Origin of the sequence: Rhodoferax sp., assembly GCF_034519335.1 — a bacterium.
Classification (GTDB): domain Bacteria; phylum Pseudomonadota; class Gammaproteobacteria; order Burkholderiales; family Burkholderiaceae_C; genus Allorhodoferax.
The window spans coordinates 268,583-283,465 of record NZ_JAXHOL010000001.1 but is presented as its reverse complement, the minus strand read 5'-3'; the positions used below and the strand labels follow the sequence as shown (position 1 = coordinate 283,465).

The window sequence follows — 14,883 nt, the reverse complement described above, 5'->3', positions numbered from 1 at the left end:
GTCTCGTGGATGGGTCAGGTTAGACGCGCTGGCGGGCACCGACGGCCGCGACCAATTGGTCCACCACGGCTTTCACCGACGCATCAATCTGTTCTTCGGTCAGCGTAGATTCATCACTATTCAACGTCAGGCGTACGGCCAAACTGCGGTCAGTGGCACCGTCTGATGCGACTGCGTCTTTCGCCAATTTGGGCCGGTACACATCAAACAGTTGTGCATCACGCAGCAGCCCCGCTGTAGGTGCCGCCCACACGGCAGCCATCATGGCGGCGTGGGTGATGTTGTCATCGACCACCACCGCGATGTCACGCTGTACAGCTTGGAACTTGGCCACCGGCTTGAACTCGGGAACAGGGCGGGCCAATACTGCATCCAGTGCCAGTTCAAACACCACAGGAGCAGTCGCAAGTTCATACGACTGGCGCCACTTGGGGTGCAATTCACCCACATGGCCAATCACCTTGCCATCCAGCAGCACCTGAGCGCAACGGCCTGGGTGCATGGCGGGATGGGTGCCGGGTGCAAATTCGGCTTTCAAAGGAGCCAGCAAGGCTTCCACATCGCCCTTGACATCGAAGAAATCAACGCCCTGCTCTTTGCGGCCCCACTGCAAGGCATCGGCGCTGCCACTCACCAAACCCGCGACGCGCATCGGCTGGTCAAATCCTTCTACGGTGCTGTCGGTGCTTTTGACCGAAGCATCGCGCAGGAACACGCGGCCCAGCTCGAACACGCGTACCCGTGGCGCCTTACGGGCAGCATTGAAGCGCAGCACCTGCAGCAGCGAGCCAATCAGTGAGGAACGCATCACGCTCATCTGGCTGGCAATCGGGTTCAGCAGCTTGATGGGGTTGGGGTTGCCGGCCAGCTCATGCTCCCAGCGCTCTTCCACAAAGCTGAAATTGATGGTTTCTTGGTAACCCAGGGCGGCCAGCGCACGGCGCACGGAAAAAGGACTGCGCTCGGCTTCTGCGCGAATCTTGGCCGTGATGGGCGCCAGCGGCGGTGTGTGCGGCAGGTTGTTGTAGCCCACCATACGCGCTACTTCTTCAATCAGGTCTTCTTCGATCTGCAGGTCGAAACGGTAAGACGGCGGCGTGACAGTGACCGTGCCCTCGCCCTCCGTCACAGGCAAGCCGAGACGCTTCAGGGCGTCCACGCACTGGGCCTGCGTCAGCGGCATGCCAATAACCTTGACGGCACGTGCAACACGCAAAGTAACTGGCGCCAGAGTCGGCACGTTTGACTTCTGGTCATCCACGGGGCCACAAGTGGTGGACGGCGTGCCGCAGATGTCGATGATCAACTGGGTGATGCGTTCGATGTGCTCCACGGTGAGTGCCGGGTCCACACCGCGCTCAAAGCGATGACCTGCATCGGTAGAGAAGTTGAAGCGGCGCGAGCGGCCAGCAATCGACTTGGGCCACCAAAAAGCGGCTTCGACATAGATATTCCTGGTGTCGTCCGACACGGCAGTGGCGTCACCGCCCATGAAGCCGGCCAGAGACTCTACCTGGGTATCGTCCGCAATCACGCCCACCTTATCGTCCACCGTGACGGTGTTCCCGTTGAGCAGCTTGAGCTGTTCGCCCGGCTTGCCCCAGCGCACATCCAGGCCACCATGGATCTTGTCCAAATCGAAGATGTGGGACGGACGGCCGAGTTCGAACATCACGTAGTTGGAAATGTCTACCAGCGGCGTCACGCTGCGCTGACCGCAACGGGCCAGGCGGTCAACCATCCACTGGGGTGTCTTGGCCTTGGTGTTGACGTTGCGCACCACGCGACCGGAGAAACGGCCACACAAATCAGGCGCGCTGATCTTGACTGCCACCTTGTCCTGGTTGGTCACGGCCACGGGCGCGATGGGCGCGGTGATCAGCGGCGCGCCGGTCAGCGCCGCCACTTCGCGGGCGACGCCAAAAACGCTCAGGTTGTGTGCCAAATTGGGCGTGAGCTTGAGGGTGAACAGCGTATCGTCCAGGTCTAGGTACTGGCGGATGTCTTGGCCCAACGGGGCATCCAGCGGCAGCTCCAGCAGACCGCCGTGGTCTTCAGAGAGCTTCAGCTCGCGGGCTGAGCACAGCATGCCCTGGCTTTCCACGCCACGCAGCTTGCCCACTTTGATCAAGAAGGGTTTGCCGTCTTCACCGGGCGGCAACTCGGCACCCACCAAGGCGCAGGGAATGCGAATGCCTACGCGGGCATTCGGCGCGCCACAGACGATGCTTAGCAGCTCGGGCTGTCCCACATCGACCTTGCAGACACGCAGGCGGTCGGCATTGGGGTGCTGCTCGGCTTCCCTGATCTCACCGACCACGATTTTGGTGAACGGCGGGGCCACAGGCTTGAGTTCTTCCACTTCCAGGCCTGCCATGGTGAGCGTTTCGGCCAGCTCGGCGGTGGAGATGGAAGGGTTGCAGAAAGTGCGCAGCCAGGATTCGGAAAATTGCATGGTCGATCGGGCGAGAAATGGGGGCGGTGAACGGATGAGGCGTACTTGTAGGCTTACTGGAACTGCGACAAGAAACGAATATCCCCGTCAAAGAACAGGCGCAAATCATTCACGCCATAGCGAAGCATGGTCAGGCGGTCGGGGCCCATGCCAAAGGCAAAACCGATGTACTTCTCAGGGTCCAGGCCCATGTTGCGGATCACATTGGGGTGCACCTGGCCGGAGCCGGCCACTTCCAGCCAACGGCCCGCCAAGGGGCCTGCCTGGAACTGGATGTCGATCTCGGCGCTGGGCTCAGTGAACGGGAAGAAACTGGGGCGAAAGCGCAGCACCAAATCATCCGACTCAAAAAAGGTACGGCAAAAATCGGTGAATACGAACTTCAGGTCTTTGAAGCTCACGTTCTCACCCACCCACAGGCCTTCGCACTGGTGGAACATGGGCGAATGCGTGGCGTCGCTGTCCACGCGGTAGGTGCGGCCGGGAGCGATGACACGGATTTCGGGCATGTCGCCGGAGAAGAGTCCATCAGAGGCGGCACCGGCCGCAGCGCGATGCGTTTTGACATGCTGCACCGCATAGCGGATCTGCATGGGGCTGGTGTGGGTGCGCAACAAATTGGGCGCAGTTTCCGAGCCGCCTTCTACATAAAAGGTGTCGTGCATGGAACGCGCTGGATGGTCTTCCGGCGTGTTGAGCGCGGTGAAGTTGAACCAGTCGGTTTCGATTTCAGGGCCTTGGGCCACTTCAAAGCCCATCGATCCAAAGATGGCTTCAATGCGCTCCAACGTCAGCGATACAGGGTGCAAGCCGCCCTGCCCGCGCTGGCGGCCTGGCAGAGTCACGTCCAGCGCCTCCGCCTGCAGCTGCGTTTGCAGTTCGGCATCAGCCAGCGCCTGGCGACGCTCGGTCAGCGCGGCTTCAATGGCCTGCTTGGCCACGTTAATGGCTGCACCGGTTGATTTCTTCTCTTCGACACTCAGGGCCGCCATGCCCTTCATCAGCTCGGTCATACGGCCGGACTTGCCCAGAAACAGGGCCTTGGCATTTTCCAGATCGGCGGGCGTCACGGCCTGCGCGAAAGCGGCTTTGGCGGTGTCAACGATGGCGTTCAACTCGGTCATAAATTCTTGTGTGACTTTGGATGTCGTTGGAAATGGCGCTGGGCCACTTCAAGAAAAAGGGCTAGTGCTTTTTCAAGCGCTAGCCCTTGTTTCTGGTGCGCAGAACGCTACAAAATCAGTAGCACTCCGCCGCGAACTCAAGCAGCCAGTTTGGCTTTCACTTGCTCCACGATGCCAGCAAAAGCAGCCATGTCATGGATCGCGATATCGGACAGAACCTTACGGTCGATCTCAATGTTCGCTTTCTTCAGACCATTGGCAAACTGGCTGTATGTCAGACCGCATTGGCGGGCCGCTGCGTTGATACGCGCGATCCACAACTGACGGAAGACACGCTTCTTGGTACGACGGTCACGGTAGGCATATTGCCCAGCCTTCATGACTGCCTGTTTGGCAATCCGGAAGACATTACCGCGGCGACCACGGAAACCTTTTGCAAGGGCCAGAACTTTTTTATGGCGGGCGCGAGCCGTTACACCACGTTTGACGCGAGGCATGAGATTACTCCTTGTTCGTCGTTAATTAAATACCACGACCGGGCAGCATCTGTGCCATGTGACCCATATTGGTCTCATGGACTCCAGTAGAGCCGCGCAAGTGGCGTTTATTTTTGGTGGTCTTCTTGGTCAAGATGTGACGTTTGAAGGCTTGACCCCGCTTGACGGTGCCACCTGGACGGACGCGGAAGCGTTTCTTCGCCGCGCTCTTGGTCTTCATTTTGGGCATGTTCATGCTCCTTTTCAATTGTGCTCGTGAGGCGTCTGGAAAAAGACTTCCAGCCTTGTTGGCCCCGAGCCACTTGTGTGGCGAGTTGTTAAACCCACCACTTTTAAAGTGGCGCCTTTCGGCACTCCACTTGCAGCAGACCTTGCGATCTGCCGCTTCATTCCTGCCAGTGACCGTACTGACAGGAAGAATCCTTTTAAGCCGCCGCGGGCGTATCCGCCGCTGGTTTGGCTTGGCCGCCTGGCTTTTTACGGCCCGGTGCAATCATCATGATCATCTGGCGACCTTCCAATTTCGGGAACTGCTCTACGAGGATGGTGTCACCCAGTTCGTCTCGCATGCGCTGCAACATCGCCAAGCCAATTTCCTGGTGCGTGATTTCGCGGCCCCGAAAACGCAAAGTGATCTTGCACTTGTCGCCATCGGCCAAGAAGCGCCGAATGTTGCGCATCTTGATGTTGTAGTCGCCGTCATCAGTACCCGGACGGAACTTGATCTCTTTGATCTCAATGACCGTCTGCTTGGCTTTCGCTTCCGCCGCTTTTTTCTGTTCCTGGTATTTGAACTTGCCGTAGTCCATCAACCGGCACACGGGCGGGTTGGCGGTGGCCGCAATTTCAACCAAATCAACGTCCAGCTCACCTGCCATGCGCAGGGCTTCCATCAGGCTCACGACACCGAGGGGTTCGTTCTCTGGGCCAGAAAGGCGAACCTCTGGGGCCATGATTTCCCGGTTAAGACGGTGTTTGCGTTCTTCACGCTGACGGCGGTCACGAAATTCAGTAGCGATGGCTCAATCCTTCACAATTTTTGCTACACAAACAGTAGCGATTGCCGCACAGTACACGCCGTCAAACCGGGGTTTCTTGGGTACAACCTCAAGCCACTGATTTGTTGGCAATGTCGCTCGTGATTCTTTGTACAAAGGCATCAAGAGACATTGCACCGAGGTCTTGACCACCCCGGGCGCGCACTGCGACGGCGCCTGCTGCCATCTCTTTGTCGCCTATGACGACCAAATACGGCAGCTTTTGCATCGAATGCTCCCGTATTTTATAGGTTATTTTCTCATTGCGCAGGTCTAAATTGACCCTAAGCCCTTGATTTTGCAGCGTTTTGGCCACGGAACGGCAGTATTCAGCCTGCGCATCGGTGATATTGAGCACCGCGACCTGCACTGGCGCCAACCAGGCAGGCAAGGCGCCGGCACTCTCTTCGATCAAGATTCCAATAAAGCGCTCCAAGCTACCGACGATGGCGCGGTGCAGCATGATGGGGCGGTGGCGCGCGCCATCTTCTCCCACGAATTCAGCATCCAAACGCTCAGGCAAGTTGGGGTCCACCTGGATGGTTCCACACTGCCAAGGACGACCCAGCGCATCTTTGAGCGTGTATTCGATCTTGGGGCCGTAGAACGCACCTTCGCCGGGCAAGTACTCAAAATCGCAACCGGAGGCGCGCAAACCTTCAGCCAGCGCATTCTCTGCACGATCCCAGCTCTCTTCGCTACCGATACGCTTTTCGGGGCGCGTCGACAGTTTGTAGATGATGTTGGTGAAGCCAAAGTCCTTGTAGACCTTTTGCAGCAATGTGGTGAACGCAACCACCTCGGACTGGATCTGGTCCTCGGTACAGAAGATGTGGCCATCGTCCTGGGTGAAGGCACGCACGCGCATGATGCCGTGCAGGCCACCCGACGGCTCGTTGCGATGGCAGGCGCCGAACTCACCAAAGCGCAGCGGCAGGTCGCGGTAGCTCTTGATGCCATGTTTGTAAATCAGGATGTGACCGGGGCAGTTCATCGGCTTCAGGGCGTAGTCGCGCTTTTCTGACTCTGTGATGAACATGTTCTCGCGGTACTTGTCCCAGTGGCCCGTCTTTTCCCACAGGCTCTTATCAATGATCTGCGGGCCCTTGACCTCCAGGTAGCCGTTGTCCTGGTAGACCTTGCGCATGTACTGCTCCACACCCTGCCACAGCGTCCAGCCCTTGGGGTGCCAAAACACAGTGCCGGGCGAGTGCTCGTCGATGTGGAACAAATCCAACTCTCGCCCCAACTTGCGGTGGTCGCGCTTCTCGGCCTCTTCCAGCATCGTCAAATGCTGCTGCAACTCATCCTTGGTGGCCCAAGCCGTGCCGTAGATGCGCTGTAGCATCTCGTTTTTGTGATCACCGCGCCAGTAAGCACCGGCCACCTTCATGAGCTTGAAGTGCTTGAGCTTGCCGGTGCTGGGTACGTGCGGGCCACGGCACAAGTCTTCAAACTTACCTTCGCGGTAGAGTGACACATCTTCGTTGCTCGGGATGCTGCCGATGATCTCGGCTTTGTAGTGTTCGCCCAAGCTCTTGAAATAGGCTACCGCTTCGTCACGCGGCAACACGCGGCGCACCACGGGTTCGTCCAGCGCGGCCAGCTGCGTCATCTTCTTCTCGATGGCGGCCAAGTCTTCCGGGGTGAACGGGCGTTTGTACGAAAAATCGTAGAAAAACCCGTGCTCGATGACGGGACCGATGGTCACCTGCGCGTCCGGAAATAGCTCCTTGACGGCATAGGCCAGCAAGTGGGCCGTAGAGTGGCGAATGACTTCCAGACCATCCGCATCCTTGGCGGTGATGATGGACAGCGCGCTATTGGCTGTCATCTGGAAGCTGGTGTCGACGACTTTGCCGTCCACTTTACCGGCCAGCGCAGCTTTGGCCAGGCCAGACCCAATGGAGGCAGCGACTTCGGCCACGGTAACCGGGCCGGGAAATTCACGTTGGGAACCGTCTGGGAGCGTAATTTGAATCATGGTGTGCCTAACAAAGCGTCGGGAGCAAAAAGAAAAAGCGCGGAACGGTCCGCGCTTTACTATGAATTTGGTAGCTGCTTGCGCACAAGGCGCGCGGACTACGGCCTTATTCGCTGATGAATGTCGCCGGTGTAGTTCGCGGTGTCATAACCAAACTGCCTTTCTCGCTCTTATACAAAGTTGATCTGGGGATTTTAACCCCAGTGCGAACGCACCAAGAAAAAGGGCCGGACTCCCCTCACGAAAGTCCGGCCCAATGCTGCAAACAGGCAGCTTAGTGGAACTGCTCTTCTTCAGTAGAACCGGTCAGCGCCTTCACAGAAGAAGAACCGCCTTGGATCACGGTGGTCACGTCGTCGAAGTAACCGGCGCCGACTTCCTGCTGGTGCGACACGAAGGTGTAGCCCTTGTCGCGTGCTGCGAATTCTGGCTCTTGCACCATGTTCACGTAGTGCTTCATACCTTCACCGTTGGCGTAGGCGTGGGCGAACTGGAAGGTGTTGAACCAGTTGATATGGATACCGGCCAGCGTGATGAACTGGTACTTGTAGCCCAGAGCCGACAGGTCTTCCTGGAACGAAGCGATTTGCTTGTCGTTGAGGTTCTTCTTCCAGTTGAAGGAAGGCGAGCAGTTGTAGGACAGCAGCTTGCCGGGGCAGGCAGCGTGCACGGCTTGCGCAAACTCACGGGCAAAGCCGATGTCTGGCACGCCGGTTTCGCACCACACCAGGTCAGCGTAGGGGGCGTAGGCCACGCCACGGCTGATGGCTTGCTCCAGACCATTCTTAACGCGGTAGAAGCCTTCTTGGGTGCGTTCGCCGGTCAAGAAAGGCTTGTCATTGGCGTCGTGGTCAGAGGTGATCAGGTTGGCGGCTTCCGCATCGGTACGGGCCAGCACGATGGTGGACACGCCCATCACGTCGGCCGCAAAACGTGCGGAGATCAGCTTTTCGCAGGCTTCTTGGGTAGGCACAAGCACTTTGCCACCCATGTGACCGCACTTCTTCACGGCAGCCAGTTGGTCTTCAAAGTGAACACCAGCAGCGCCACTTTGGATCATGTTCTTCATCAGTTCGAACGCGTTCAGCACGCCGCCAAACCCAGCTTCAGCGTCGGCCACGATGGGCAAGAAGTAGTCGATGAATTCCTTGTCACCGGGGTTGATGCCACGGCCCCACTGGATTTCGTCCGCGCGCTTGAACGTGTTGTTGATACGGCGCACCATGGTGGGCACCGAGTCGTACGCGTACAGCGACTGGTCGGGGTACATGGTTTCGCTGGTGTTGCCGTCAGCGGCGACCTGCCAGCCCGACAGGTACACGGCTTCCAAGCCAGCCTTGGCTTGCTGCATGGCTTGACCGGCGGAAATAGCGCCGAAAGCATTGACGTAGCCCTTCTTGGCGCCGCCATTGATTTTTTCCCACAGCTTCTCGGCACCGCGCTTGGCCAAGGTGTGCTCGATAGGCAGCGAACCACGCAGACGCACCACGTCAGCGGCGCTGTAACCGCGCTTCACGCCCTTCCAACGGGGGTTGGTCGCCCAGTCTTTTTCCAGTGCGGCAATTTGTTGTTCGCGGCTCAGTTGCGAGTTGAGGTTTTGCGTCATGAGAACACTCCTAGGTTGGTTGATTGGCTGCGCACCGTTTGCCTTGCAATTCTGGTGCCCATGGATGAATTCTATGTCTTATATAAGACATATTTTTAATCTTATGTCTTATATAAGACATAAATTTATTCATTACAAATCAATGACTTAGGATGTCGATTTCTCAATACAAAACAATTGGCTTGTATGTGAAATACAAATCTGCAGCAAAATCGAATAGCATTCCACAATAAGAAAAGGGTTGACGCATATCGAAATGCGCCAGCCCCGATGGCATGCACTACGCCAGAACAGGATCAGAAAGCCTGCGCGTAGCGCGCCATCTCCCAAGGGCTAATGTGCTGGCTGTAAGCAGCACACTCGTCTCGCTTGAGCTGCAGGAACTGCGCACAAAAGGCTTCGCCCACGCCACGGCGCAACACCGTGTCCTGCTCCAGCGCCTGCAGCGCCGCGCGCAGGTCCGCGGGCAGTGCAGGTGGCAAGGCCTGCCCAGCCTGGGCGCGCTGGTACAGATCGTCAGCCACGGGTGCTGGCGGAGCAAGCCCCCGATCTATGCCCTGCAGGCCCGCCACCAAGGTAGCAGCAATGGCGGCATATACATTGCATGAGGGATCGGGCAGGCGCCACTCCAGTCGCCCATCGACCACCCGTACCAAGCAAGTCCGGTTGTTGTCGCCATAGGCCTTCCATACCGGCGACCAGGTGGTGCCCGACGCGCTGTCACTGGAAGCCAGACGCTTGTAGCTGTTGACCGTGGGGGCGCACAACGCAGCCAGCGCATCGGCATGGTGCAGCAGGCCGGCGGCAAACTGGTGGCCCGCAGGGCTCAGGCCCAAGTCACCCTGGGCATCGGCAAACACCGCGCGCCCCTCGGCATCGGTGATGCTGATATGGAAATGCAGCCCACTACCCGGCGCGTGCGCCAGCGGTTTGGGCATGGCGCTGAAGACCATGCCGTGGCGCTCAGCCACCGCATGGGCGGCCAGCTTGAACAGCATGTAGCGGTCGGCTGCGGCCAGTGCGTGGTCAAAGCGATAGTTGATTTCGTATTGGCCGCATGCATCTTCGTGGTCGATCTGCTGCAGCTCAAAGCCCAGCTGCACCAGCGTGCTGCGCATGTCTTCCAGATAGGCCGCGTTACGGTGGATGGACTTGAGGTCGTACGAAGGCTTGTCCAGTTGGTCCTGCCCGTCGGCCACCTGCCAGACGCCATTCACCTGGCGCAGCAAAAAGAACTCCGGCTCGATGCCCACCCACATGCGCCAGCCACGTGCCTCCAGCTGCGCCACGGCCGCTTTGAGCACCTGGCGCGAACAGGTGTCCAGCGCCTCGCCACCGGCAAACCCATCGCACACCGCTCGCGCCACGCCGGGCATGAAAGGCAGCGGCTGCAAAGACTCAGGCTGCACCCGCCCGTAGTACTCGCTGCGCGGGCCCATACGCGGCAGCCCCGTGCCCCAGATGCTGGGGCCGGCAAAGCCCGCGCCTACCTCCACCCACTCTTGCAACTTCTCCAGTGGCACCAGTTTGCCCTTGGCCACGCCATGCAGGTCGCAAAACTGGGTGAGCACGGAATGCACACCCTGCGCTTGCAAGGAACGGATGGTTTCGGTGTAGTTATGCATGTAATTGGCCTCTAGCCCCCGTGGAATATGCGCGAGCAGCTATCAAATAAGGAGTAATCGACCACCATCCTAGCCGCTGCTGCGGCCTGGGCACAGGACTCACACGGGGCTGTCGATGCGCACCCAGGTGGTCTTGGTCTCGGTGTACTTGTCGAAAGCGTGCAGGGACTTGTCGCGCCCCACCCCACTCTGCTTGTAGCCGCCAAACGGCACCGTGATGTCGTCTTCATCGTACTGGTTCACATGCACCGTGCCAGCACGCAGCGCGCGTGCCACGCCGTGCGCCTTGTTGAGGTCACTGGTCCAAACACCGGCCTGCAGGCCATAAACACTGGCGTTGGCCATGCGCACCACCTCGGCCGTGTCGCTGAACGACAAGACCGACAGCACGGGTCCGAAAATTTCTTCACGCGCAATCGTCATGTCGCCACGTACACCGTCAAACACCGTGGGCTGCACATAACAACCGCCCGTGGACTGCAGCACCTGCTCGCCACCGGCCAGCAGCTTGGCGCCCTCGGCCTTGCCGCTTTCGATGTAGCGCAACACGGTGCTCATCTGTGTGGTGTCCACCAGCGCGCCCATCACGGTGTCGGGCAAGGTGGGGTTGGCCGGCGCATAGGCGGGCAACAGTGCCAGCGCCTTCTCCAGGAATTTTTCCTTGATGCTGTCCTGCACATACAGGCGCGAAGGTGCATTGCAGCTTTCGCCCTGGTTGAAGAAGATGCTGCCCACGGCCGCCTCTACCGCCTTGTCGAGGTTTGGGCAATCGGCAAACACGATGTTGGGCGACTTGCCGCCCAGCTCGGTCCAGGCGCGCTTGAGGTTGCTCTGCCCAGCCATCACGTGGATCTGCTTGCCCACGCGCGTAGAGCCAGTGAAGGCAATGCAGTCCACGTCCATGTGCAGCGCCAGCGGCGAGCCAGCCTCGGGGCCAAAGCCTGGTACCACGTTGAACACGCCGTCGGGAATGCCGGCTTCCAGCGCTAAATCCGCAAGACGCAGCGCGGTGAGCGGCGATTTTTCGCTGGGCTTGAGCACCACACTGTTGCCCACGGCCAGCGCCGGCGCAATCTTCCAGGCAGCCATGATCATGGGGTAGTTCCAGGGCACCACCACGCCCACCACACCCACGGGTTCGCGGGTGATCAGGGCCAGCGCCGTGTCAGCCGTGGGGGCAATTTCGTCGTAGACCTTGTCCACCGCCTCGCCGTACCAGCGGATGCAGTTGGCTGCGCTGTTCACGTCCACGGCCCGTGCGTACTTTACGGGCTTGCCCATGTCCAACGTTTCGGTCAGGGCCAAGGCATCTGCGTTTTCCAACAGCAGGTCGGCAAACTTGACCATGACGCGCTTGCGCTGCGCAGGCGGCAGGCCACGCCAGCGCTTGTCGTCAAAGGCGGCACGGGCAGCAGCCACTGCACGGTCAATGTCCGCTGCACCGCACTGCGCGACCTCGGTCAGCACCCGCCCGTCTACCGGCGAAATGCTCTGGAAAGTCGCGCCACTCAGGGCGGCCACGCGCTGGCCGCCAATCACGGCACGCCCGTCAAACTGCAGTTGGCTCATGTCGTCCTCGTTCTTGTTGGCCGCCCGCAGCGGGGCGGCGGGTTGTCAGCGCGGGGCGCTTTCGGCCCGGGTGGCGGCGGCGATTTCGCGCTCGCGCTTGCGCGTCTGCCGCGCCACCCACACGCTGTAGCTGATGATGACGATGGTCACCGTGAAGATGAGTAGCGTGGCGGCCGCATAAATGGTCGGGTTGATGCCGCGGCGTGCGTAGCTGAAGATGACCTGCGGCAAGGTGCTAACACCAGGACCGGAGAGGAATTCCGAAATCACCACATCGTCAAACGACAGAGTGAACGACAACAGGACGGCTGCCAGAATGCCCTGCGCGATATTGGGCAGGGTCACCAGAAAGAACACCTCATAGGGCTTGGCGCCCAAGTCCATGGCGGCTTCTTCGAGCGAGCGGTTCACCTCCAGCAAGCGCGACTGCACCACCACCATGCCGTAGGCCATGCCCAACAGCGTGTGGCCCAAAATAATGGTCAACATACCGCGCTCCGGCCAACCCATGAGGTTTTGTGCGCCCACCATCAGCAGCAGCAGCGACAGGCCAATCACCACCTCAGGCATGACCAGCGGTGCATTCACCATGCCAGAAAACACCGTTCGCCCCAAAAAGCGGCGATAGCGCACCAACACAAAGGCCGCAAAGGTGCCCAGCACGGCTGACAACACACCAGTAATCGTCGCCACCTGGATAGACAGCCAGAAGCCTTCGACGATCTTGGTGTCGCGCGTCAGCGCCTCGTACCAGCGCAGCGAGAAGCCGGTGAAGTTCGCGTCCTGGCGGGTGCTGTTGAACGAGAACACCACCATGAATATCAGCGGCATGTACAGGAACAGGTAGACCAAGGCCATCCAGCCCTTGCCAAAGTGTTTTTCAATCCAGGGTTTCATGGCCTGCCCTTCATGCCTTGCCGGACGACTCTTTATCGCCGGTGTAGTGGTAGTAAACGGCCAGCGGCACGATGATGAGCGCAATCATCACCACCGCCAGTGCGGTGGCGCGGGGCCAGTTGTTGCTGGTGAACATTTCGTCCCACACGACGCGACCGATCATGATGTTCTCCGGCCCGCCCAGCAGCGAGGGAATCACGAACTCGCCCACCGCAGGAATGAACACCAGCATGAAGCCCGCCACAATACCGGCCTTGGACAGCGGCACCGTCACCAGCCAGAAGGCCTTGAACGGTGTAGTGCCCAGGTCGTAGGCGGCTTCCAGCAGACGGAAATCCATCTTGACCAGGTTGGCGTACAGCGGCAGCACCATGAAGGGCAGGTACACATAGGTCATACCCACCAGCATGGACACATTGGTGTACAGCATCTGGATCGGTTCGCTGATCAAGCCCAGCGCCATCAGCACCTGGTTGACCACGCCTTGGTCCGCCAAAATGCCCTTCCAGGCATAGACGCGCAACAGGAAAGACGTCCAGAACGGCAACATCACCATCATCAACAGTGCCGGGCGCGCACTGGGGGCCGAGCGGGCGATGAAATAGGCAAACGGGTAGCCAATCAACAGACACAGCACCGCAGTGCACAAGGCATACCAGATGGAGCGCAAATAGGCTTCGATGTAAATGGTCTGGAACAAGGCCCCGTCTTCACTGCTGCGGAAGATGGACCAGTAGTTTTCGTACTTGAGTTTGAGCAGTCCGGTGGTGCTGTCCCAAATTGGTTTGAAGGGGTGGATATCGCTGCCCATGTCCACAAAGCTGATGTAGAGCAGGATCAGAAAGGGCAGCAGAAAGAACACCACCAGCCAAGCGTAAGGTACGCCAATGACCAGGCGACGACCTGGCATGGGAAGAGAGAGTTGTGCCATGGTGTGCCTCAATCGCGCAACACGATGGCGGAACGGTCACCCCACCAGAAGTACACATTGTCTTCCCAGGTGATGTCGCTGAGCTCCTGGCGTGAGGTGTTGGCCTCAGTGATCTTCACCTTGGTGCCGTCAGTGGCCACCACGATGTAGGTGTTGTAGGAGCCGAAGTAGGCAATCTCCTTGACCTTGCCGGTGAACAGGTTCACCCCCACTTCAGGGCGCACCTTGCTGATCTCGATTTTCTCGGGTCGCACCGCAATGCCCACCGGCATGTTCAACGTACCGCTGACACCGTGACCCACATGGATCTCCCCGATACCAGTCACCGCAGCGCAGCGATCGTGTTCGTCGATGCTCAGGCGGCCTTCAAAAATATTCACATTGCCAATGAAGTCGGCCACGAAGCGGTTGGCCGGGTGTTCGTACACCTCTTCGGGTGAGCCCACTTGCTGCACACGGCCCTTGCTCATCACGGCGATCCGGCCGGCCATGGTCATGGCCTCTTCTTGGTCATGGGTCACCATCACACAGGTCACGCCCACTTTTTCGATGATGTTGACCAACTCAAACTGCGTCTGTTCGCGCAGCTTCTTGTCCAATGCGCCCAGCGGTTCGTCCAGCAACAACAGCTTGGGGCGCTTGGCCAGGCTACGGGCCAGCGCCACGCGTTGCTGTTGTCCGCCAGAGAGCTGGTGCGGCTTGCGTTTGGCATACGTGCCGAGTTGCACCAAGTCCAGCATTTCACCCACACGCTGCTTGATCTCGTCTTTAGGCAAGCCTTCGCGCTTGAGGCCAAAGGCAACGTTCTCCCAGATATCCAGGTGCGGAAACAGCGCATAGCTCTGGAACATCATGTTGATGGGCCGGTCATAAGGAGCGAGCTTGGCCACGTCCTGTCCGCCCAGCAAAATCCGGCCCGAAGTGGGCGACTCAAACCCCGCCAACATACGCAACAGCGTGGACTTGCCGCACCCTGAACTGCCCAGCAGCGCAAAAATTTCACCCTGCGCGATAGACAAGGACACCTCATCCACAGCGGTGGCTTCGTCAAAACGCTTCACCAGCTTCTCTGTCACCAGGTAACCTGGTTTTCCGGATTGCACTGTCATTTCAGAGCCTTTGCATTGGTTGCAAACAATAAAAAGGGCTGTTTATACC

Annotated in this window: 12 protein-coding genes; all 12 read right to left on the bottom strand. The window is 59.0% G+C overall.

Annotated elements, in window-relative coordinates; genetic code table 11:
• Positions 1-19: 19 nt before the first annotated feature.
• Complete coding sequence (pheT, locus tag U5O12_RS01370; RefSeq protein ID WP_322576901.1) at positions 20-2,455, bottom strand: phenylalanine--tRNA ligase subunit beta; 2,436 nt, start codon at positions 2,453-2,455, stop codon at positions 20-22.
• A 53-nt stretch (positions 2,456-2,508) separates the two neighbouring features.
• Positions 2,509-3,579, bottom strand: a complete 1,071-nt coding sequence (gene pheS, locus U5O12_RS01365; RefSeq protein WP_322576900.1) for a phenylalanine--tRNA ligase subunit alpha — start codon at positions 3,577-3,579, stop codon at positions 2,509-2,511.
• Between the two features lie 137 nt (positions 3,580-3,716).
• Positions 3,717-4,076, bottom strand: coding sequence for a 50S ribosomal protein L20 (rplT, locus tag U5O12_RS01360; protein WP_094480549.1), 360 nt, complete (start codon positions 4,074-4,076; stop codon positions 3,717-3,719).
• 25 nt (positions 4,077-4,101) lie between these two features.
• Positions 4,102-4,305, bottom strand: coding sequence for a 50S ribosomal protein L35 (gene rpmI, locus U5O12_RS01355; protein ID WP_094481090.1), 204 nt, complete (start codon positions 4,303-4,305; stop codon positions 4,102-4,104).
• 196 nt (positions 4,306-4,501) lie between these two features.
• Positions 4,502-5,095, bottom strand: a complete 594-nt coding sequence (gene infC / locus U5O12_RS01350) for a translation initiation factor IF-3 (RefSeq protein WP_322576982.1) — start codon at positions 5,093-5,095, stop codon at positions 4,502-4,504.
• A gap of 88 nt (positions 5,096-5,183) precedes the next feature.
• A complete protein-coding gene (thrS, locus tag U5O12_RS01345; RefSeq protein WP_322576899.1) occupies positions 5,184-7,097 on the bottom strand; it encodes a threonine--tRNA ligase in 1,914 nt (637 codons plus the stop codon).
• Between the two features lie 274 nt (positions 7,098-7,371).
• Positions 7,372-8,703, bottom strand: coding sequence for an isocitrate lyase (gene aceA, locus U5O12_RS01340; protein ID WP_322576898.1), 1,332 nt, complete (start codon positions 8,701-8,703; stop codon positions 7,372-7,374).
• Positions 8,704-8,999: 296 nt separating this feature from the next.
• Positions 9,000-10,328 carry a type III glutamate--ammonia ligase gene (locus U5O12_RS01335; RefSeq protein WP_322576897.1) on the bottom strand — a complete coding sequence of 443 codons (1,329 nt, stop codon included), beginning with the start codon at positions 10,326-10,328 and terminating at the stop codon, positions 9,000-9,002.
• A gap of 99 nt (positions 10,329-10,427) precedes the next feature.
• Positions 10,428-11,897 (bottom strand): aldehyde dehydrogenase, encoded by a 1,470-nt coding sequence (locus U5O12_RS01330; RefSeq protein ID WP_322576896.1) that lies wholly within the window; start codon positions 11,895-11,897, stop codon positions 10,428-10,430.
• A 45-nt stretch (positions 11,898-11,942) separates the two neighbouring features.
• Positions 11,943-12,794: an ABC transporter permease gene (locus U5O12_RS01325; RefSeq protein ID WP_322576895.1), complete on the bottom strand. Its 852-nt coding sequence runs from the start codon at positions 12,792-12,794 to the stop codon at positions 11,943-11,945.
• A gap of 10 nt (positions 12,795-12,804) precedes the next feature.
• On the bottom strand, positions 12,805-13,725 hold the full coding sequence (locus U5O12_RS01320; RefSeq protein WP_322576894.1) for an ABC transporter permease: 921 nt from the start codon (positions 13,723-13,725) through the stop codon (positions 12,805-12,807).
• 8 nt (positions 13,726-13,733) lie between these two features.
• A complete protein-coding gene (locus U5O12_RS01315; RefSeq protein WP_322576893.1) occupies positions 13,734-14,834 on the bottom strand; it encodes an ABC transporter ATP-binding protein in 1,101 nt (366 codons plus the stop codon).
• Positions 14,835-14,883 lie beyond the last annotated feature (49 nt).